Origin of the sequence: Paenibacillus kyungheensis (genome assembly GCF_028606985.1) — a bacterium.
In the GTDB taxonomy this organism is placed as follows: domain Bacteria; phylum Bacillota; class Bacilli; order Paenibacillales; family Paenibacillaceae; genus Saccharibacillus; species Saccharibacillus kyungheensis.
This window is the reverse complement of the sequence record NZ_CP117416.1, coordinates 2,424,467-2,446,943: the sequence shown is the minus strand read 5'-3', so window position 1 is coordinate 2,446,943 and position 22,477 is coordinate 2,424,467. Positions and strand designations below refer to the sequence as shown.

The following is a 22,477-nucleotide window of genomic DNA, read 5'->3' as shown; positions in this document are numbered from 1 at the left end:
ACATAAATAAAACAAAATAAATATTTAATCTATCTTTTTTTGTTTGTTTATGTCTTTTTATAAGCAACTATTATATTTTGGGTAACGGATATGGTTTTATAAGATCATACCCGTATTTTTGACGATTAAGTTCTTCTTGTTGTTGTTTGGCTAAAGCTTGCTCACCTAGTATCTGTGCATGATTAGGATGAACAGCAAATACGCCATCATCATCGCCAATAATCAAGTCTCCTGGCTGTACGGTTACACCACATACACTAATCGGTGTATTTACTTCGCCTTCCATGTCTAAGCTTCGAGTAGTTAATGCACTGGTTCCTGTCGCAAATACCGGGAAATTCAATTCTCGAATCACTTTCACATCGGTTGCACAACCAGAGATCACGACACCTGCCACTTCTTTTTTCATCGCTACATATGTACGAAATTCTCCCCAACATGCTCGAAAATCATCTCCAGACATATCCACCACAATCACATCGCCAGGCATTACTTGTTGCAACGCATGTCGAATCGCTGTGGAATCAAGATGAGGAATACGTACAGTCACCGCATTGCCAAGCATTCGAATCGGACGAAATAAAGGCTGTATTCCTCGTAAAAATCCAAAGTCTGTCAGATGACCTAATGTAGAAGGCTGAAGTTGACTGTACAATGTTATTAATTCTGCTGTAACACCTTGAACGCGCGGTTCGATACGTAACATCTGCTGTACTCCTTTCTTTATTGAATGTACAAATGAGTTCAATCATGATTTTGATATAGGATTTACTGTATGGATCCTGTCTGTACTGATACTTTAACTTTTGCAAATTTTAGGGCAGGTTGGACAATAATCCGATGGAGCAGGTAACTCGTAATGAGCACAGCACGTTTTGCGTACACGTTGTGGTTGTTCTGAAAGAGGTACTACGCGCTTTTTGGTATAAAATTGTGTCAACGGATTACGCTTTTCTCCAAAGCAATCATTCGGCGCTTCTTGAGTCAGATAATACAAATCCTGCTGTATCTGTTGACGTTGTTCTTCGTTTGCTTCTTTCAATAACCGATTTTCGTACAGTACATATACATAGATCGCTATATTTTCCCATAAAATAGTTCGTGAGATCGAAGACACTTCCGAGATATTTTGTAAAATAGGTTGAAGATGCTCTGCAAATACACGTCGTACAATATCTTCCCGCTGTTGGGCGTATAATTCATTATTGGCTACATCCGCAGATTGAAGCTCATATACACTTGGATCACGCAACAGTAGATTAGGCATCCATGTTTTGCGAGTCGGTAATTGGAAATACGCTGATTCTAACTGACAATTATCAATATTCAGCGAAAATGTTTTGCGATACATACTCATCGCATACAATATAGGACATACCATCATAAAAGCGTAACGTTTGGAAAACATCGAAGCTGTAAGTGCACGTGAAGATGAACGATACAATGGTTGCAACCGATCCAAATAGGCTGCACATTGCTGAGGGTCTAACAAGGCAGAAGAAGTGACACTATACTCATCATCTTCTGCAATCTGATCAGTTAATCTTAATTCTTGATTCAGATACTCCCATTCATATGATTCCCAAGATGTAAGATTAGACAGAGAGCGATTCATGTAAGACTCTCCCCTTTCCATAAGGTATAAGCATTGGTGTACCAAATAAAGGATCACGTGCAATCTGACAACGCATTTCAAATACCGATTGTACATTTTCTACGGTCATAATATCTTCAGGTCTTCCTTGAGCGTAAATCCCTCGATTGTGTACAGCGATCATATGATGAGCATACCGACAAGCCAGATTCAGATCATGCAGTACCATAACGATCGTGCGCCCTTCACGTTCATTCAAATCAAACAGCAAATCCAAAATTTCAACTTGATGCGTCATATCAAGATACGTTGTCGGTTCATCTAACAATAAAGTGTCTGTTCCTTGTGCTAACGTCATCGCTATCCATGCACGTTGACGTTGTCCACCAGATAATGAATCTACTGCTCGATCAGCTAATTCCACCATATGTGTTAATTCCAGTGCTCGCTCAACAGCTTGCTCGTCTTGAATAGACCATTGTTTGAGCCAACTCTGATGCGGATATCTTCCTTGCTTAACTAATTGTTCTACGGTTAATCCTTCAGGAGCATTCGGGCCTTGCGGTAAAATAGACATCCGGCGAGCGATCTCTTTGGTGGAAATATGAGCGATTTCTTCTCCTGCTAACAATATCGATCCATTGTTCGGCTTGAGTAGACGTGCCAATGTACGTAAAATCGTCGATTTACCACACCCGTTGCTTCCAATCAGAACCGTTATTTCACCTTTAGGAATATGCAGATTCAGATTTTCGATAATAGGATCTGCTCCATATGTGATCGTCATATTTTTTGCTTCGATTTGATCCATCATCTTCCCCCTCCTTGTATGCTCCATGTATTCATGTTAGTGAATATGCTTTTTTTCAAAACCGATTCCGATGTTGATATAACAAATAGATAAAAAAAGGAGCACCGATCGCCGCTGTAAATATACCTGCTGGAATATCAATCGGATAAAAAGCTGTTCGTGCGATAACATCGGCTACAAATACCAGTAAAGCTCCGAGCAACCCCGAGGCAAGTGCAACACTGCCAAATGTACGACCAACCCATCTACGGGCAATATGTGGTGCAATTAATCCGACAAATCCAACTGCTCCAACTACAGCTACCGCACTTCCTGCCAAAATCACGCTTAATAGTAACAACATCAAGCGATGCTTCTGCACTCGTACACCCAGACCTAGCGCTACATCATCACCCAATTCTTGCGAATTAAGACTACGGGCAAAGTACAAAAGTAATGGAATTGCTACTATACATACAGGCAAAATAGAATAAACTCCGCTCCATGTAGCCCCATATACACTACCTGTTAACCAGATATATACTTTGCTTGCTGTAAACGAAGAACTGATCACAAGCATAAAAGTAGTCAGTGCACTCATTCCTGCTGAGATTCCTATCCCAATCAATACCAGTCGCATCGGTGTCACACCATTTTGCCATGACAATAGATAGATAAGCCCCGATACAACCAGTGCTCCTGTAATAGCTGCCACAGGTAACCAGTCGATACTTAGATGAAATACACTATTTCCATATGAAAGAAATAAAACAGCCGCCACTGACGCTCCACCTGTAATACCGATAATATCTGGTGAAGCTAACGGATTACGAATCATTCCTTGTAAAATAGCACCCGACATGCCCAGCGCTGCTCCTGCTAGCAAACCTACAACAGCACGCGGTAAGCGCAAGCGATACAATACAAAATCATAGTTGCCTGAACTGTGACCGAATATAGCTCTAATCACTTCCCATGGATGTATCCATGTCTCTCCGATTCCTACACCTATAATGCCAATGATGATCACAAGCGCTATCAATATCGCCAAAGTACGAACAGATCTTTTTTCTACTTGCATATGAAATCTCGCAGAACGACTGCGTAATGTCCAATATCTATGTTTGTTCATTTCCATGTCACTCCTTTACGAGCGATATAGATAAAGAACGGTACCCCGATAAATGCTGTCATTACACCTAATGGAATCTCTGCCGGTATAATCACTAATCGTGCCACTAGATCTGCTGTCATTAACAACAAACCTCCCAAAGCACCGGAAAATGGAATAATCCAGCGGTAATCAGCTCCTACAAGTGCACGTGCAATATGAGGAATAAATAACCCTACAAATCCGACAGCGCCCACAATAGCCACCGAACCACCTGCAAGAATAACAATGATCAAACCAATAACCAGTTTGAGTAATAGCACACGTTGTCCCATGCCTTTGGCAATCTCTTCACCGGTGACAAATAAATTGATCGCTCGTCCCATACATAATGCAGTTATACCTGCAATCGTCAGCAACGGCAGAACCGGTTGTAACATCGCTAATGTTCGTCCACCAATCGCTCCAGCTAACCAGAATAATACATTTTGCATACCTGTTTCATTTAAAACAAGCATCGCCTGTGTAAATGAAGTAAATAACGCCAGAATCGCTGATCCTGCGAGTACAATCTTTATCGGTGTTAATCCGTCTCGTCCTATCGACCCCAATCCATAGACGATTACTGCCGCTACTAATGCCCCTGCAAAAGCAAACCACATCAGTTGCGTCATTTCGGTTATCGAAAATAGCAGACTAGCTATCACGACAAAAAAGATAGCTCCTGCATTAATCCCAAATGTACTCGGTGAAGCTAATGGATTGCGTGTCAGTGCTTGCATTAATGCACCTGCAACCGCTAGACTTGCTCCTACTACTATTCCGATAATGGCACGTGGCAATCGCTCTGTATACACTACCACGTCTGCTATCGATTCAGGATTGTAATGAAGTATCGCCGCGATCACTTCTTTGAGCGGTACAAAAGTTCGCCCTAACATCGGGCTAATCGCTAGAACAACGATACATAATAATAACGTAATAATTAATCCGCACCATTTGGCTGTATTGCTTTTGAATAAAACCAATAGACATTCACTCTTTCATGATTACGTTTTGTTAAATGATTGCAGTCACAGGACTACAGCTATACTCCTATCCAGTAAATGTGATAAAAGGAGGAGCAGGTGATGTAAACTACCTGTTCTCCTCCTTTATCCTATTAAGAAATTCTAGGTTCTAGCCAATTGTACTTATTTGGTTTGAGGCTTTTCTAATTTGTAGATATCATACAGTTCATCTAACATTAGACCTGCTGAGATATAACCGCCTGCTAGATTCCAATTTACTTCATTTACTTTGTAGATTTGATTGTTTTTGTATGCTTTTAAGTTTTTCCATAATGGATGACTCGTCCATTGTTGATAATTTTTTTCGATAGCGGCTTTGTCTGTACCTGAATCGAATACAAAGATCACATCAGCATCCATATCAGGAATACTTTCTTTGGAATTTACTTTGATTCCCCACTCTTCTTGTTCTTGCGATGCTGGGCGGGTAAATCCAAGCTCTTTCAGTATCAACCCTGCATAACCCATATAATAAATACGAGCATGATCAGCGCGGAAGTTTACGATAGAAGCTTGAATAGGCAAACGATCTCCCATTTTCTTTTTAAAATCAGCTACACGATCTTCCCACGCTTGCAACAGTTGCTTTCCTTTATCCTGTTCATTTAAGACTTGACCGACCAGATCAAGCGTCTTTTTCCAATCATAGACTTGATCCACCATCACAGTAGGAGCAATCTCGGACAACTGAGCATAAGTTGCTTCATTACGGAATTTGGAACCGATAATAAGATCCGGTTTTAAATTATAAATTTCTTCGAGATTTGGCTGTGTTTCAAGTCCAACTGTAGGCACACCTGCCAGATCAGTTTTCAAATAATCATAAGCAGGTTCTCCTGTATGCGCTTCTACTACTCCTACAGGTTTTACACCATAAGCGACTAATACATCAGTTGCGCCTTGATATAATGTCACAATCCGTTTAGGTGTTCCTTTTATCTCTGTGCTACCCATTTCATGCTGAATTGTACGTGTTGCTGATTCTGCGTTAACATTTTCGCCTGCCGCTTGCGCTGTTGGATCAACTGCACTTTTATTGTTATTTGCACCACAACCCGCAAGGACAATCACGATGATCATCATGATGCACAACATATGTATACCTTTGAACGATTTGCCTTTCAACATGGTCTTTATTCTCCCTTTCTGTTCACTACAATTGATATTGATTCTCATTATTAATTATAGTGAACGTCTTTTCCTTTAACATGGACAATTCAGTCTAGTGCTTGGAATAATCCGTCATTTGTCGTTTTTATCCAAAAACAATTGACGTACTTTTTCTAATAACATCAGATGTGAAAAAGAGTTATAACAGGTATGCATATGTTGAGTTGTGTACATTTCATAGACTGAATCGTGTTGTACAGCTTGGAGCTGTTGCCAGATCGGATGAGCACATAAACGAAAAATACCTTGCTCGATGCCAGCTTGCATCCCTACGGTACCATCATGCTGAAAAGGAGTAATCAATATACAATCTGCATCATAATGCAACAAGTCTTCTGGTTGAATTTCAAAATAATGAGCGATATTCTCCACTCCGGCAGGCATTGTAAATCCTAGATCGTTGTACAATACAGCTCCTAGATTGCGCTTGCCATAGATACAGATTTTGCTCTCTCCTACACCAAGAATTAGCAATGAACGTGAACCGAATGTATGTTTCAATTGTTGACGTAATAATTGGGCTATATCTGCGTATTGTTCTAACCACACTTGTGCTTCTTGATCTTTACCTACAATTCGTGCAATCGTTTGAAAATGAACACGCCAATCTTCAAAAAAAGGCAATGTGATAGTAGGTGCAATCTGCTCATACATTTTTTCTTTTTGTGACTTTTCAAAATCTCGAAATTCACAAGTCACGATTAGATCGGGTTGAGCATTCATTAACTTCTCCAGATCAGGCTTACTATCTCCGATCGGAATCGTATGTTCAAATTGAGTCGTCACAGGATAAGCATTATTGATAACGGCTGCATAAGGCTCTATTCCAAGCGCTACCAGATGACCGGTTAATAAATGTTTGAGTGAAGCGATTTTGTTTGAATAACGAATATTGTGAATATACGATTTGGGTGAGCGCCCGGTTACGGCTTTGAATTTGCGACTAAAATAAAATTCATCACTGAATCCTACTTGCTGTGCTACCGAACGAAAAGAATCATTAGACAGCAATAACACTTCTTTGGACTGAGTGATCCGAAGTTCAGTAAGATGCTCCATCGGACTTTTCCCGACTACTTTTTTGAAAGCACGCGAATAATAATCAGCACTCATGCCTGCAATCTCGGCTAATTGATTGCGAGTAATCGATGTAGCATAATGCTGTTCCATATGATCCAGTGTAGCTGCTATCGCTTGATTCATATCAGGTTTCTGTTCTTGAGCATCTTCTTTGAACAAATGAATCAACAGTTCTTGGAAAATAATATTCGCTTTCATCTGATCCCATAAATTCTCTTGATCGTGCTTTTCTTGAATCTCACGCACTCGATCAACAAACCAGCGAAAGTGAGCCACATGAAGCTCATATAACCCGAGCAATTCTATCGGTACAAAACTACCTTGTATATCAGGCTGTAGTACATGAAAAGAAAGAATATAATATTCGGTACGAGTATCGCTATCAACCATGATTTTCAGCGAAGCATGTGGTGGAACTAGAAATACTTTTTGCTGATGAAGATCATAGCGATTACCGTTAATAATGATCTGCCCTTTGGCTTCTTTAAATAGTAAAAGACTATGCAATATAGCGTCGTAGCGTGGTAACACTTGATCCGCATATTGCACAGTCTGTAATTTATAAATATAGGAAGGAAATTGTCGATACTGATCTAATATCTTACTCATTACTCGTCGCCTTTCTACATAGATTGAGAATAATTATCACATTTCTGAGAACTATTCTCATTATATAGATTTAGACGCAAAAGTAAATTGTTGTAGCAAATGAGTCTTTGGATTACAGTTGTGCAAATGGATTTTGAATTGTACTTTGACCGGATGGCATACTGCCGGGTACACCTGCTTGTTCTAATAAAGGCTTCACTAATAATTTAAGCGGCCATTCTGCTTTGTCGAACAATACACCATCTATTTCTTGTCTTACTTCTGCTTCAAAAGGTATTTCATCTAACTGCTCGATCAATTGATCTCGTAATACTGTCCATAATACATTTTCTTGTATTTCGTATACCGTACATAATGCATCAATAATTGCATACAAGTTCACTTGAATCCCTAACGTCTGCAAATAAAACAGTAATTCTGTCGGTGTATCATTGTACAAGCTGTTCGAATAACCCGGGCGAATCATATACTGAGGATCAGCGATACCTTGCTTGCGAAGCCAGGGTAAATGCAATCGTACAGAATCATGATCTCGTAAAAGCATCTGCTTGATATGACCGTTTTGCCAGACCAATACGCTATTCTGTCCATGCAATTCTGGCATTAATCCTAGTCGGAATAATCGCAGATTGATCTGGAAAAAAGTCTGACAGACTTCGCCAAATAATGTACATACCGATTCTTCTGTCACTTGCAGATGACGTGCAATCATCCATTCATCGAAAAAGTGTCCTTCACGTAAAGCATTGATCGGTGCAGGTAAAATTACAGATAAAGCGGACATCGGTAATAATCGTTCTCCTTGCTCACCTGTAATCAATGACTCAGGATAAGTACGTACCATTACGGCTAGATGTCTCGGTTCATCATCAAATAGACTTCCTGCTTCAGGCATATACGCCCACCAACGATTTTCATCACATAGAAATAACTGTTCACCCAATATAGGATCACGATCTAGCGCTTGTTCTAGCATAGATTGTCCACGCTGCCCGTTTATCAATTTGACAGCTGGCAAATAACGAGAAGCCCCTAATGAAAATACACTAAGCGGTAATTTGAGATAATGCGGACTATGATCTGTAGGCGATAACGAACGTACCGATGAAGTAGCTTCAAATAGACCGATTTGAAGCTGAAGGTCTACCCAATCGCCTTGTTGCTGTGCTGTTGCTAAATATTGCGGCAAATTATACTGCAATTGCCATGGATGAACAGGAATTGCTATATATTCTGCTTGATCTAACCCTTGCTGTTGCATAGCTTGTATGACTTGCTGTTGTTGATCACTAGATAATAGATCAGACATCGGTTCAGACAGATCATTTGCTAATGAACTATTTTGACGATAATCATATAATTGATAATCCAGAACCGTCCTGCCAACCAGAGCTTCGCCTTCCATCACAACATGACGCTTAATAGCCACCCAGCACAATGTCATGGGTTGAGCGAACTCTGCACTATATTGACGATAATCTTGCTCATTTAATCCGACTTTGACTTTGGATACTGGATGAAAAGGTCGATCTCTTAATGAAGCATACCGCTCCATATGTTGAAAAAATTCGCTGGCTGACAGATCAAATAAAGATGCTGGTGCTAAATTATGTTCTAATGACCAAGTGGTCTGCTGAATCGTCTCTTCTAATAACTGCACAAAGCGCTCTACACCAGGTTGTTCTCGATAAGTAGCAGTAAAGCATTGATCATTTACAATCTTCATCAATTGTATCGGTGTTAATGCGATGATCTGTAGGACAGACGACGGTTGATCTGCTGAAAGCGTATCAGAATAACGAACCGCATACACATGAGTATTGATCCGACTTGCCTCGACGCTATTAGAATATGAATCAGTAGAGTTAGCATGATAAGCATATATAGACGTGCTAGCAGGTACATAACGATAAGGTTGAACAATCGCTGATTTCACAGGAAAAATAATGGTATATGAAGGTGTATCTATAGTCTGTGCCGGAGCAGATGATACAGATAGATCATCTTGGGGCGACTCTATATTCCAGAGATACCACAAGCTATTTTCTAATGTCTTGGTATCGGTTAGCGAAGAAATCGCTGTTAATGCTTCTGCTTGCTGGATAGTGGACAAAGCTGATGCCGATGAAATGATGCGATGCTTCAACTCCTCTGTAGACAGCAATTGTAATTGGTGATCTGACAAGACCTTTTCAGCTAGTAATGTATTGATCAAATCTTGCATAATCTGCTCTGATGCTATACTTCGCTTCACTTGCTGTTCTGTCTGCTCTGTATGGGTATGATTGGAAGATACAGATTGTAGATCGATAGATGGATTGTTCTTAGCAGTTAACGGTTCTAAAACTTCGTTCCAATTCATAGCGGTTCATAACCTCCTATTTGGTTATCAATATATATCATATCGGGATGAGGATGACTCAAAAAATCATGATGTGATATTGTCCAAGCGTAAGCACCTGCTATCGAAAATAAAACAATATCTCCTACAGCAATCTGTTCTACTTTTACATCTTGAGCAAGTACATCTTTGGGTGTACATAGTTCTCCTGCCAGTGTTATCGTAATCTGCTCTTGATGTGGACGCTCAAAAGGATAATCCCACTGCTGTATAGCAATGAGTTCAAAAGGTTGATTATGTCCCCATGAGACAGGTAACCGGAAATGATGAGTTCCTCCACGCAAAATAGCGTAATGTTTATGATGATTGCATTTCAGATCAATCACTTCTGACGCATAATATCCTGCATGAGCAACCAGATAACGACCCGGCTCGAAAATAAGCTCTACTCCTGGCAATACCTTTTCATTCCAGATATCATCAAGACCTTTTATAAAAGTATCCCATGCAAAATGAGTATCTGGCTCTGTATAACAAATGCCAAATCCCCCACCTGCATTAACATATTGAATCGATAGCTGATATTGACTGATCCACTGACTTACCAATTGAATATACATATTGACCAATTCGACATGTAGCTGTGCATCCAGATTATTGGATACTGAATGCATATGAAATCCAGCTAGCGTTAGTTGTGGCAAAGACTGTACACATTCGATTGCTTCTGCAATCTGCGCTTCATCAATCCCGAATTGAGTCGGCTTACCACCCATCGTGACAGTTCCTGTAGGAATAGTCTTTCTGACATTCACACGTAGTAAAATGCGCACTGTTTTGCTTTTCTGCTCGGCAATCCATGCGATTCTACGAATTTCATGCATACTTTCTGCATGAATCAACATCACATTATGATCAATCGCTTGCTCGATTTCGCTATCTTTTTTACCCGGGCCACCAAAAATAATAGGAACATCGGGATCGATTAGCCGAATAGTATGCACTTCGCCGATCGATGCCGTTTCAAAACCGTCTACAATTGGCGCTAATGCTGTAATAATGCGTGGATCAGGATTTGCTTTGACTGCATAAAATAAGTTAGTTCTTGCCGGCATATCCTTGACTTTGCTACGTGTACGTTGACGTAATGTATCCAGATCATAAATAAAAGCACATACAGGTTTTCGTGAGATCATATGCGGAGAACGATTTACTTTTTCATCTTCGATGATTTTATGAACTTGATCTATAATTGCAGTAGATACTTGCGTTTTAGTTGGAGAAAGTGACGGTATCAACTTTGTATTCAATAGAAATCCTCCTTCATTTAACTGGACATACACATACACATACACATACACATACACATACACATACACATACACATACACATACACATACACATACACATACACATACACATACACATACACATACACATACACATACACATACACAGGAAAAGTTTACTTATAGTTCCGTTTGTGATCTATCTGTATTTATGACAGGGAATTGAGCAAGTTTGCTCTGTAACGCTCGAAAAGCAATTCCTCGTTCATCTCCTAATACAAAAGCATGTACACCTTTGTTCTGCCAGTGCTCATATTGATTGATTTGACGTGGAATAGCGCAATATGGAATCTGTCTGGAAGTCGCGACTTGCTGGATATGATCTAATGCTTGACGCACGAGAGTATGCTCGGTCTGCCACGGTACACCATAAGATTGAGAGAGATCAGCCGCGCCTTCAAGAATCATATCGATTCCTTCTACACTCAAAATCTCATCAATCTGTTCCACGCCTTGAACAGTCTCAATCATCGGTATAATCATAATTTCGTGATTCGCACGTTCCATATAATCCGCCAGATCGTCTCTACCAAAAATGCCCGGCCGTCCGCTATTCATACTGCGTTGCCCGATAGGAAAATATTTAGCCGCTTGAATAACAGCTTCAACTTGCTCTTTGTGTTCCACTTGCGGAATAACAATTCCCATTGCTCCACTATCCAGCACACGTAAGATTTCTTTGGCATTAATTTCTGCGATACGTACTAACGGGGTAATGCCTGACTGCTCTGCGACTCGAATCATATGCTCAACCGTTTCAGGATTAATCATGACATGTTCCATATCAATAATTACAAAATCAAAACCAGCATAAGCAATCACTTCAATCATAATCGGTGCAGGTACAGAAGCGATCAATCCAAACACTGTCTGCTTTTGCGCTAATTGTTGACGTAGCCGATTGGTAGTTAACATGTTGCATGGCGGTAAGCATATAACGGATTGATGCCGTTTTTGAAGCGTAGCTCACCATCTCCAAATAGTCTTCGTTTGGTTAACTCTTCAATGAGTACGGTCTCAGCGAACAAATCAAAACAGTCAAATCGTTCTTGATGCTGTAGATGTTGCTGTTGATAATCGTGAATAATATCGGCTGTCATTTTCCAAAATGATTCTTCAGGGAATTGGTAATGTTGCTCCAAAAACATACATAGTTCTGTTGCCGCAATAAAAAAGAAAGCATCATATGAAAAATCGCGTACATCTTCAGGGCGATCTGTTTTGATAAATGAATTGCGATTGATCTTCGCATGACTCGCTGGCTCAGGTGTGAGATCAGGGCATAATTCAGGCTCAGCCAGATGAGCGACAGAGAAACGGACACCATCATGAAAATCTTTGAGTGCAATCCGTACAGGCAATCCTTGTTGATGAATTAAAATAATATTTTGCCCGTGTGATTCCATTCCTATTCCATGAGCATATAACATATGGATAATCGGAGTGACTGTTGCTTGTAACATCGCATAAGTCCATTGTGCTACCCCATGTTGTCGTATCCACGAATCAATCAAAGGAACACCATTGGACTGCACATGGCATAATCCATTGAAAGGAACTCCATCTTCGCCTTCTTTCAAATAAGTATGCAGACTTTCACGCCAGATCGTTCCTAACGAACCATAAGTCTGTGCTTGGCGATATTCTGGCAATTTCTCATAATCAAAAGTAATACCTGCTCGCTCACGTAACACTACAAATCCAAGTTGTTGTGCTGTTTCATTTTGTTGAATCAATTGAGTTAGCCAATCTGTAATCAGCGATCCATTAAGCACGGTATGCCCTGCTAAAATACGTGCTGTCGATGTATTCGTAATACTGAGTGCCATTTTGAGATAAGGGGCTTCCGGTCTAGTCTGATTGCCAAGTGTACGAATAGATTGCTGTGCATAATAAGCATCATTTCCATAACCCAGCGGAACAATCTGTTGACTGGCAAGTTCGCGGTAAAAAGCAGAACTGATTTTGTTTTTCCACTGCCATGGGTGAACCGGAATCATATAATAATCGTTACTGTTCAACTGTTGCTGTTGTAATCTCTCTTGGAATTGTTGCCATTGCGCTTGTCCTAATGCTTCTTCCATAAATGAGTCATGATCATCCACACTAGTTGAAAAAGCCGCCCGACTGTATTGTTTTGATACAGCTAGCCAGATGGGATACAGCGATTGTTGAAATTCGGGGCCGTATTGAGCATTATCTTCCAACGTGAATCCGATTCTAGATTTGTAACAAGGATGGTACGGATGACCGTCTTTGATCTGTCCTTCTAAAGAATCATATTGACGTTGCTCTGCGGTTAGTGCATTTTCTTGCGTATCTGCTTGAGATTGTAAGTCTTTCAAAAGTGTCTGCTCTAGCTCATTGCGAAATTGTTGTAGCTTCTCACCTTGTTGTACTTGTTGCAATACTTCATTCAGAAATTCATGCAAACGTGCAGTCTCTTGTTGACCATCTGCGGATATACGTGTAACAGGCATCTGTTGCAATCTCACTCTGCCAAAACTAAGCATGCGCTTACCTGCACATGTATATTGCACCACTTGCTGATCTGTATTCTGACCGGCTATTGTGAACAGATGCGGAGACTGTTGATTGATAGCCGTATCATAAGCGGATGCTGTCTGAGTATAAGGAAGAATATCTTCATAAATAATCGCTTGCATTAATTGACGAATAATCCGTTGCTCTACTGCTTGAAAATGTTCGGAGTGTAGCGCTTTAATCATATAAAAAGGATCAGCAGGTTGTGTTGAAGATACCGTTGAATACGTTGGACGTTGTTGTGTAAAAGACATCATTTCACCTCAAATAAGAGTAGTAGTGTTTCTATCAAATTGCAGTCATACGATAAGCAATAGTAAGCATTGCAAAATCGGTTGATTATCTTTTGGCTATATATAAAGGATTAGGAATATCGAGAAAAGAAGGCTGATCTCCTTTGGCTTGAAAACAACTAATAAAGTTGGCTTTAGCTGGTAACGTTTCTACGTGTAGTAAAGATTCAATCAGACGGGAAAGACGGACATGTTGTGTTGATTGTGCTTGTTCGTTCCATCTAATCAATTGCTGTTGTACGATATTCCAATAATGCTGTTCACTGCACTGTTCATAGTGAGCAATCGCATGAATAAGTGAGCCTAAATGATTGACTACAAAATAGTATTGTGTTCTAAGCCATGCTGTATCAGAATCGTATAGTACATGACTGTCTGCCTCGATCAAAGGCTGTATCCACTCTTCTACCGCCGGGCAAGTGCGATCAATACTTACTCCTTCCAGATCACGTACATAATAACAAGCAGGCAATCCATCTTTTAAAGAAATTAACGAATTTTGTAGATGTGCTTCAAAGCTTATTCCGTAATCTGTAAAAACACGTAATAACGATAATAATGTTATTTCTGTATAGTGTGATAACCATAATGATAGATCAGACATTGTATCTGCCGAACCCTGCCGAATAACCGATATTAATTTGGGTTCGTTAGAATGAGGTGCTTTTTCTAATAGTGAAGCCACTACATACGTATACTCAGGATCAATACGTTGTGGACGATAAATCACTGTCATAGCAGAAGTCCATTGTTCTTGTTCTGCTAACGTCATCTGGATATCATCATTAGTCTGATTATGACTAGCTGACTTGTTATGATCTAATCCATCATCAAGAGATCGATCAGTATTCAATTGTGTAAGTAGCGACTGTACTTTCACCGAGCTATACCCTGTTTCTGTTAATACTTTGAAATGATTTGATTCAATCGCTGTCCGTTGATGATCTATAATTCGCGCTGCATCGATTGTACGTTTTGCTTGTTCGGTTGTATTTTCACGAATAAGGTTGGTAATTCGGATATGCAAAGGTAACTTGTATCCTCTGCCGTCCTGCTTATTCCATACTGTTCTGACAGAAGAAGTCGGATATACTTCGTCACCTAACGATCCCAGTAAAATAATGTGTTGATTCTTTATCGCCTGTTGCACGATAGATAATGTCTGGATATAGTTCACTTGCCACGGATGCATCGGTAATAAATGATACTGATCCCACAGCGATCCTAATCGTTCTTGGGCTTGCTGACGTACTGCTGGCGAGATAGATTCTTGTCTTGCTTGCTCGTGTAACCAGTGTTCATCCATATATGCAGAATGCACAGCTAGATAATACAATTGAAAGCTAGCTCCCATTTCCGGGCTATACAGTGATAGTTCAGATAATAAGAACCCTTCGGAACTTTTGGGAAATGGATGAAACGGATGACCTGCAATAAGCGATTGTTCTGAATAGATATAATCTTGTTTATCTACAGCATGCTGAGATAGATGATGATTATAATAATGTTCCATTTTAGTGAGACTATTCTGGATTCGTGCTCGCATTAATTGCTTTTGCGAATCCCGTTGCTCGGTCTCTGTATAATGACTTAATTCTTCTATAACGTAATCAATCAATTGCACAGGCGTTATCACTTCTGCTAATTGTTGCTCATTAATCAATACAAATGTATCGATATAATGATGCTGTCCGATAAGCGAATCATACGTAATCCCTGTCTGTATCCAGCGCTCTGTAAAAGGAAGCTGAATCAATATAGATGTATACGACTGTTCACTTTCCAACTGTTGTTCAGATACAATGTGCTGTTGTAATAGCGGGAAATTCTGAAGTACAGTGGTGATCGTAGGATCAAATTGCTTGGTTTCTCGCAAATAACTGTTAAGCAATGCTTGTATTGTTGAAGTCAATGCAAGCGGATGATCGGTATGCAGATGATGTTGATATTGATTCATATAATTGCTACTATCCGTTGTTTGCTGTATTATTTTGTCACTATGACGGGTATCTACAGAAGACACATTATGCACTCCTTTTCGTATGATGAATAGACTTCGTCGGTTCTGCTGTCTGACGCATAAAAAAGGCAGCCGGAATTGTTACTAAAATGATGATACTCAATACCCAAAATCCTTCATTGATCGTATGCAATGTACTGATGGCATCGGAATTGCCATATTCGATAAGCTGAGTACGTCGAACTTCGTAATAGACCGAAATAATCACGATACCAAGTGAAGAAGTCATGCGGCGAATCACATTATTCATTGCTGAACCTTGAGATACGAATTGTTCCGGAATCGCATTTAATCCTGCTGTTGTTACGGGCATATTCGATAATCCTAAGCCCACTCCGCGCAACATCATAAGTACAAAGATCACCCAGAGCGGTGAATCCAATTGGAGCATCCCAAGCATAGCTGTAGTGATACAAGTCACCGACAGACCTACAAGCACAATCATTTTCGGCCCTTTACGATCAAGATGTTTACCTGCAATACGGACAAATATTCCTGTAAAAATCGCAGACGGCAAAAACACCAACCCTGTAACCATAGCGCTATATCCGTATACATTTTGCACCAGTAAAGGAACCATAAAAATCGTAGCAAACATCGCAATAGCCTGTACACTCACTACGACGACACTAAGCGCATACGTAGGAATATTGAAAATTCGTAAATACAGTAGCGGTTGCTCTTTGGTTAATTGCAGACGTACAAAGATAATTAACAACACGATGCCTACACCTATAAGAACCAGATTCGACCAGACGACCATATCGGCTAGATGTTTAATTTGACCCAGTGTTAGCAAAATAATGCCGACTCCAAGTGTCACTGTAATAAAGCCACTCTTATCAAAAGTACGCTTACGATCAGCAACAGAGTGTGGCAAATATTTCAGACCGATCATAAGTCCTAACAGACCGATCGGTACATTCATCCAAAATAACGACTGCCAGCTTCCCCATTCAATCATCAATCCGCCTACTGTTGGTCCAATAGCAGGTGCAACCATAATTGCAATTCCCCAGATGCCAGTTACACGACCACGTTCATTTTTGGGAAAAGCATCAAATATGATTGCTAGCGAAAGTGGAATCATTAGCCCGCCTGCAACACCTTGCAGACCTCGAAAGCAAATAACAGACACCAAATTCCAGGATAGCGATCCAAGTACTGATCCCAGAATAAATAGAAGTAGACCGAGTAAATAGATTGTTTTTTTACCAAAACGATCTCCTAGATATCCTGTTAATGGCATCGTCATTCCCATACCTAGCAGAAAAATAGTAATAATCCAGCTTGTTGAACTAGCACTACTGTGAAAAACATTCATAAATTCAGGAACAGCCGGATTGAGCGAGCTGTTATTCAAAATCACAGTAAATGTCCCTAATAAAATACTACATAAAATCATCCATTCAGACGAAATAGTAAACCTAGAGCTGTGATGCTTCATTATAATGTAGAAGTCTGCAAAGCTTGATACGCTGTCGTTACAGCTTCACCAAAAATACGAGTTACTTCTAACACTTGTTCTTGTGTAATAATCAACGGTGGCAAAAAGCGCATCACTGTAGAATGTCTACCTCCGACTTCAAGAATCAATCCACGTTTCAGACATTCTTGTTGAATCAGACTTGCTAATTGTGGATGTGCAGGATAGTGCCCTAGATGATCCATTATTTTCTGATCATTAACAATCTCGACACCGATCATTAATCCACGACCACGAATATCACCGATACATCCTGTCTGTTGTTGAATATGTTGCAACTGTTCTACCAGCAATGCACCCATTTGAGTCACATGTTCAGGGATATGGTGTTCACGAATATAGCGTAGTGTTGCAAGTCCTGCTGCCATAGCCATCTGATTGCCTCTGAATGTACCGATATGAGCACCCGGATTCCATTGATCCAACTCTTTGTTATAGATCACAACAGATAGCGGTAAGCTACCTCCGATTGCTTTGGATAATACCAATACATCTGGAATAATTCCTGCATGTTCAAAAGCATATAACTTACCTGTCCGACCTAATCCTGTCTGTACTTCATCAATAATAAGTGGGATATTGCGCTCTTGCGTAATACGGCGCATTTCGCGTATCCATTCGACAGGAGCAGGAATAGAACCACCTTCACCTTGTACTACTTCAAAAATCATTGCACATGGCGATACAATACCACTTTCAGGATCATCGAGAAGATTTTCGATATAACTGCTACTGATCTGATGAGTCTGTTCTCCCCCTATTCCGAACGGGCAACGATATTCATAAGGATACGGCATAAAGTGAACATCAGGGATTAGTCCATTCACTCGTTCTTTTTGCCCCAATGTACCGCTAAGACTCATTGCCGCATGGGTCGATCCATGATATCCCCCTTGAAATGATAAGATACTACGTTTACCTGTTGCAGTTTTGACTAACTTTATCGCGGCTTCAATCGCATCCCCACCGGTAGGTCCACAAAATTGTATTTTGGCATTTTGTGCAAACGATGGTGGCAGACTTGCAAATACTTCTTCTACAAATTTTTCTTTAAGCGGAGTCGTTAAGTCCAATGTATGCAACGGATGTTTGCTGGTCAGCAATTGTTGCATCGCTTCTATCACGACAGGATGATTGTGTCCAAGCGCCAAAGTTCCTGCTCCAGCCAGACAATCATAATAGACTTTGCCATCCATATCGGTAATATGAATACCTTCAGCTTCTTTGATCACAATCGGTAATCGGCGAGGATATGAACGAGCATTGGACTCTCTTTCAGATTGGCTTTGCAAATAACGTGTATTTTGAGATAAGGCTGAATCTACAGTTTCTATCATCATAATCGCTCCTTTGATATTGATAATCATTTTCAATTAGGCACTTCTCTAGTATATGGAATAAATTACTAGACTCCATAGACATTTACGTCCTGTATTTGTACAAATACTACATCTTCATTTTTAGGAATCGTTATCACAAAAAAAGACGACTCTATATAGGAGCATATAGAAATCGCCTTTTTTTAGATTATTTAGAATATTTCTGATAAGTCCACTGACTGATAAGCTTCTGTATTTCCTCTGGATTGAAAGACGTTGAATCAAGTGTATCTGATTGTAATGTAGTATCTACTACGATCTGTTGGTCTATAAATTGACCTCTAATCCAGACATAATGCTTGTGGATAGGCAGTGCTATCTGCCAATGTTCTGTTTGTGTTTGCGATTCGCTAGATGGATAATGACACCACTCCACAGCAGTCCAATCTATAGCATCTGTTGATAAAGCGACCGGTACATGTGGAATAAAGCTACCTGCTCGTACCAGTATAATAATTGGGATCTCACCTTCTGTTATATGATGCCATGTAGAGCCTGTATATCTCTGACCTGTCTGATAATCGATCCATTCTCCAGATGGAGTATATACATCTCTGGATGTTGTTCCTTGTTCTAAAATAGGAGCAATTAATAGATCTGTACCTAGCAAATATTGATCTTCAATCTGCCAGACACCCGGCTCATTCGGATATTCAAGCAATAATGGACGTAACAATGGAATACCCTGCTCTGCACTTAGAACAGCTTGTGTATAAATATAAGGCATTAGCCCGTATTTTAAAGAAACTGCTTTTCTAAAATCTTCTACAAACTCTTCGTCATAATGCCACGGTTCTTTGGGGGGTGCTCCATGACAACGACTATGCGAAGTCAGCATACCAAAAGGCATCCAGCGGCGATACAATTCTCGTGGACTTCGGTGGACAAATCCGCCAATATCATGACTCCAAAATGTAAAACCACTTAATCCTAAAGACATCCCTGCTCGCAAAGACGCTGCCATACCGTTATCGGTATTCTCTACATCTCCACCCCAATGTAGCGGATAACGTTGACTACCCGCCCACGCGCTACGTGCCCAGATAATAGAATCGCCAGTGACTTTTTGCGTAATCTCAGAGACTGCCTGATTATAACGAAGAGGATATAGATTATGCTCTTTCCATCCTTGCTGACGAGAATAATACGACCCATGAATCGGTGCACTTTCTCCGAAATCTACTTTGATCGCACTGACTCCTAGATGTAACAGTCCAGCGATCTTTTGTTGATACCATTTCACTGCTTCAGGATTAGAAAAGTCTAAAATAGCATCTTCTCCGGCAATATAACCGTTCCCATCACTGATAGCATATCCTTTTTCAATGATTTCTTCGTATAAAGGATTAGATGGCATAAAGTAAGGATATTGCCATAAACTGATTCGGTATCCTTGCTTACGTAAATCAGTGATCATTTGCTCTGCATTATCAAATCGACTGCTTGAAAATTGATAATCACAACGCCAATCATGTTCAAACCAACCGGTATCGAGATGAATGACATCACAAGGAATCTGATGCTCTTGTAATTGATAAGCGACTTCTCTTACTTCTTTTTCAGATTGATACGTAATACGACTCATCCATAATCCGAATGACCACAACGGCGGAACCGTAGACTTTCCAGTTAATGAGGTGTAACTGGATAATATATCTTTGGGTGTACCGAAAAAGAAAAATAAATCCAACTCATCTTCACCAATATAGATTGTATTTGCTCCATCAAAATGATGCCCTACATCACAGGTCATCGGACAACTATGATGAAAAAACATACCATAGCCACGATTGCTCCATAATAACGGAATCGGCTTATACATATCTGCGGTCTGGGCGCTTAATGGATCATAGGTAAACCAGTTAAATTTTTGTCCTCGCTTATCCATTTTCAAAAACGATTCTCCACCACCATATAAACGTTCTCCTGGAGATAGAGCAAAACTCGCCGCCAGACTACGATTCATATCTTTGGCAGATCGGATAAAACAAAACGGTGTTGGATCAGAACTGAGAATAGAAGCCTGATCTGCTAAATGATGTGTACGTGTTAACAGCTTACCTGTTGCATCTCGAAATTCTATTTTCCAGGGAGCATACTTTATCGTCACTGAACCATAATCACTGATATACGTAGTCTGTTCTGCATCATGTTGATGTAGTGCCCACTCTGTACTGAAAGGCAATTGCTGTTCTACTAACATCAGGCTATGACGGGGCTCTAACTTCGATTGGCGAGTTGCTAACCGAATCCGAACTGTTCTGGCATCGACGAATTGTAAGTAAAAAGGAAAAGTAGGTGATTCTTCATACGCTGGAAATTCCCACGATTCTGTGGCTGTAAATGGTAATGTATATTTTCCAAAATCCAAGCGGGGCTTCCGTGAATATCGTTCCCACCGTATCTGACCTGTCGCTGTCTCAGGATCAAATTCCTCTACCCGCATTCCCATAAAATATGTATTTTCGATACGTCCAAATTCTTTACTCATGTCTATCGGTTCGCCAAGTAACGGTGTATCATATAATCGAATCATACGTTATTATCCTCCTATAGTATATGGTATATGAAGTCATTGTGACAGCAAATAAAGCAAAATTGATAACGGTTACATATGAGATTATTGTATACTTTTGAGTAACAGTAACCTATGCCTATTCTATGTATTATTCGCACAATATTACGATTTTATTGAAAATGTGTTCTAACGGAGGTTCATTGCCGATGAAGATATCACCACCTTATGAAATTACACAGATTCCTGATAAAACATTTCCTATTAATATTTTTCATGTTACAGAACCGAATTGGCGCTGGGTTCCATTACACTGGCATGAACATTTAGAATGGATGATTGTACAAAAAGGTTCTTTTCGCGTTCAAGTCGGTACCGAGCATCAAGATATTACAGTCGGAGATATTGTTTTTGTAAATACACGTCAGATTCATGCTGCTTTTCCTTTGGAGGAAGATACTGAACTGATATGTATCGTATTTAACGAAGCATTGATTCGAAATATACAATTGGATCACACTGAATCACGTTATATTCGCCCGCTTTTAGAGAATCGTCTGGCGTTGCCCGCGATTTTCACCAGAGATCATCTATTATCTCAGCACATTACATTTTATCTGCAACAGATGATTATTGAGTATGAGCAATCTACACAGGGTTCAGAACTGCTAATTAAATCGTATTTACTCGCTTGTATTGGTTGGCTTTATCGAATGGCAGAACAAGATCGTATCCATGTACAAAAGTCCAATCTTCATCCTTCTTATATGCAACCTTTATTTCAGCATCTCAGTCATCATTTCCGAGAACATATATCTGTGGAGACTGCTGCGAATCTATGTCAACTGACTCCTACTTATTTTTGTTATTTATTTAAAAAGACGACTGGCAAAACATTTATCGACTATATCAATATGTTACGTATTCATGAAGCAGAGCAGTTGTTACGCTCCGGGCAATGGAATATCAGTGAAGTGGCGTATTATTGCGGATTTGCAAGCTTAAATTATTTTGGCAGAGTGTTTAAGCAATACAAACAGATGTCTCCTAGTCGATGGCTTCAACATATTAAAGAATAAATATATGGTCTGAAGGGGCATTTTTGTGTATAGTGTGTGTGTTTCT

The 22,477-nt window shown here is 40.0% G+C and carries 16 protein-coding genes; 1 reads left to right on the top strand and 15 read right to left on the bottom strand.

The features are described 5' to 3' along the window. Positions 1–70: 70 nt before the first annotated feature. The 15 genes from PQ456_RS10770 to PQ456_RS10700 all read right to left on the bottom strand — a co-directional run bounded on the left by PQ456_RS10770 (position 71) and on the right by PQ456_RS10700 (position 21,373). On the bottom strand, positions 71–706 hold the full coding sequence (locus PQ456_RS10770) for an RraA family protein (RefSeq protein ID WP_273616129.1): 636 nt from the start codon (positions 704–706) through the stop codon (positions 71–73). Between the two features lie 93 nt (positions 707–799). After that, complete coding sequence (locus tag PQ456_RS10765) at positions 800–1,615, bottom strand: IucA/IucC family C-terminal-domain containing protein (RefSeq protein ID WP_273616128.1); 816 nt, start codon at positions 1,613–1,615, stop codon at positions 800–802. Further along, positions 1,596–2,405 carry an ABC transporter ATP-binding protein gene (locus PQ456_RS10760; RefSeq protein ID WP_273616127.1) on the bottom strand — a complete coding sequence of 270 codons (810 nt, stop codon included), beginning with the start codon at positions 2,403–2,405 and terminating at the stop codon, positions 1,596–1,598. The genes PQ456_RS10765 and PQ456_RS10760 overlap by 20 nt, the downstream gene beginning before the upstream one ends. A gap of 55 nt (positions 2,406–2,460) precedes the next feature. Next, positions 2,461–3,516, bottom strand: a complete 1,056-nt coding sequence (locus PQ456_RS10755) for a FecCD family ABC transporter permease (RefSeq protein WP_273616126.1) — start codon at positions 3,514–3,516, stop codon at positions 2,461–2,463. Continuing rightward, a complete protein-coding gene (locus PQ456_RS10750; protein WP_273616125.1) occupies positions 3,513–4,523 on the bottom strand; it encodes a FecCD family ABC transporter permease in 1,011 nt (336 codons plus the stop codon). Before PQ456_RS10750 ends, PQ456_RS10755 begins: the two co-directional genes overlap by 4 nt. A 165-nt stretch (positions 4,524–4,688) precedes the next feature. Beyond that, positions 4,689–5,693, bottom strand: coding sequence for an ABC transporter substrate-binding protein (locus tag PQ456_RS10745; RefSeq protein WP_273616124.1), 1,005 nt, complete (start codon positions 5,691–5,693; stop codon positions 4,689–4,691). A 114-nt stretch (positions 5,694–5,807) separates the two neighbouring features. Then, positions 5,808–7,424 (bottom strand): AraC family transcriptional regulator, encoded by a 1,617-nt coding sequence (locus PQ456_RS10740; RefSeq protein ID WP_273616123.1) that lies wholly within the window; start codon positions 7,422–7,424, stop codon positions 5,808–5,810. 112 nt (positions 7,425–7,536) lie between these two features. After that, positions 7,537–9,786, bottom strand: a complete 2,250-nt coding sequence (locus PQ456_RS10735; protein WP_273616122.1) for an IucA/IucC family protein — start codon at positions 9,784–9,786, stop codon at positions 7,537–7,539. Next, positions 9,783–11,108: a type III PLP-dependent enzyme gene (locus PQ456_RS10730; RefSeq protein ID WP_273616121.1), complete on the bottom strand. Its 1,326-nt coding sequence runs from the start codon at positions 11,106–11,108 to the stop codon at positions 9,783–9,785. The genes PQ456_RS10735 and PQ456_RS10730 overlap by 4 nt, the downstream gene beginning before the upstream one ends. Before the next feature lie 127 nt (positions 11,109–11,235). Beyond that, positions 11,236–12,030 (bottom strand): HpcH/HpaI aldolase family protein, encoded by a 795-nt coding sequence (locus tag PQ456_RS10725; RefSeq protein WP_273616120.1) that lies wholly within the window; start codon positions 12,028–12,030, stop codon positions 11,236–11,238. Beyond that, entirely contained in the window at positions 12,024–13,913 is a 1,890-nt protein-coding gene (locus PQ456_RS10720; protein ID WP_273616119.1) for an IucA/IucC family protein, read from the bottom strand. The genes PQ456_RS10725 and PQ456_RS10720 overlap by 7 nt, the downstream gene beginning before the upstream one ends. 85 nt (positions 13,914–13,998) lie before the next feature. Beyond that, entirely contained in the window at positions 13,999–15,975 is a 1,977-nt protein-coding gene (locus tag PQ456_RS10715; RefSeq protein WP_273616118.1) for an IucA/IucC family protein, read from the bottom strand. 1 nt (position 15,976) lies between these two features. After that, positions 15,977–17,377 (bottom strand): MDR family MFS transporter, encoded by a 1,401-nt coding sequence (locus tag PQ456_RS10710; protein ID WP_337957880.1) that lies wholly within the window; start codon positions 17,375–17,377, stop codon positions 15,977–15,979. Between the two features lie 41 nt (positions 17,378–17,418). After that, on the bottom strand, positions 17,419–18,798 hold the full coding sequence (locus PQ456_RS10705) for an aspartate aminotransferase family protein (RefSeq protein WP_273616116.1): 1,380 nt from the start codon (positions 18,796–18,798) through the stop codon (positions 17,419–17,421). 187 nt (positions 18,799–18,985) lie between these two features. Continuing rightward, a complete protein-coding gene (locus PQ456_RS10700) occupies positions 18,986–21,373 on the bottom strand; it encodes a glycoside hydrolase family 31 protein (RefSeq protein ID WP_273616115.1) in 2,388 nt (795 codons plus the stop codon). Positions 21,374–21,561: 188 nt separating this feature from the next. Here PQ456_RS10700 and PQ456_RS10695 point away from each other — a divergent pair, with 188 nt between their 5' ends. Next, positions 21,562–22,431, top strand: coding sequence for a helix-turn-helix domain-containing protein (locus PQ456_RS10695; protein ID WP_273616114.1), 870 nt, complete (start codon positions 21,562–21,564; stop codon positions 22,429–22,431). Positions 22,432–22,477: the final 46 nt, after the last annotated feature.

What these genes read in the sequence shown, in the direction of transcription:
- PQ456_RS10735 (WP_273616122.1), bottom strand. Translation starts at nt 9,786, where the DNA reads ATGAATTGGAACGAAGTTTTAGAACCGTTAACTGCTAAGAACAATCCA.
- PQ456_RS10725 (WP_273616120.1), bottom strand. Translation starts at nt 12,030, where the DNA reads ATGTTAACTACCAATCGGCTACGTCAACAATTAGCGCAAAAGCAGACA.
- PQ456_RS10700 (WP_273616115.1), bottom strand. Translation starts at nt 21,373, where the DNA reads ATGATTCGATTATATGATACACCGTTACTTGGCGAACCGATAGACATG.
- PQ456_RS10710 (WP_337957880.1), bottom strand. Translation starts at nt 17,377, where the DNA reads ATGATTTTATGTAGTATTTTATTAGGGACATTTACTGTGATTTTGAAT.
- PQ456_RS10695 (WP_273616114.1), top strand. Translation starts at nt 21,562, where the DNA reads ATGAAGATATCACCACCTTATGAAATTACACAGATTCCTGATAAAACA.
- PQ456_RS10745 (WP_273616124.1), bottom strand. Translation starts at nt 5,693, where the DNA reads ATGTTGAAAGGCAAATCGTTCAAAGGTATACATATGTTGTGCATCATG.
- PQ456_RS10765 (WP_273616128.1), bottom strand. Translation starts at nt 1,615, where the DNA reads ATGAATCGCTCTCTGTCTAATCTTACATCTTGGGAATCATATGAATGG.
- PQ456_RS10705 (WP_273616116.1), bottom strand. Translation starts at nt 18,798, where the DNA reads ATGATGATAGAAACTGTAGATTCAGCCTTATCTCAAAATACACGTTAT.
- PQ456_RS10770 (WP_273616129.1), bottom strand. Translation starts at nt 706, where the DNA reads ATGTTACGTATCGAACCGCGCGTTCAAGGTGTTACAGCAGAATTAATA.
- PQ456_RS10740 (WP_273616123.1), bottom strand. Translation starts at nt 7,424, where the DNA reads ATGAGTAAGATATTAGATCAGTATCGACAATTTCCTTCCTATATTTAT.
- PQ456_RS10760 (WP_273616127.1), bottom strand. Translation starts at nt 2,405, where the DNA reads ATGGATCAAATCGAAGCAAAAAATATGACGATCACATATGGAGCAGAT.
- PQ456_RS10755 (WP_273616126.1), bottom strand. Translation starts at nt 3,516, where the DNA reads ATGAACAAACATAGATATTGGACATTACGCAGTCGTTCTGCGAGATTT.
- PQ456_RS10720 (WP_273616119.1), bottom strand. Translation starts at nt 13,913, where the DNA reads ATGTCTTTTACACAACAACGTCCAACGTATTCAACGGTATCTTCAACA.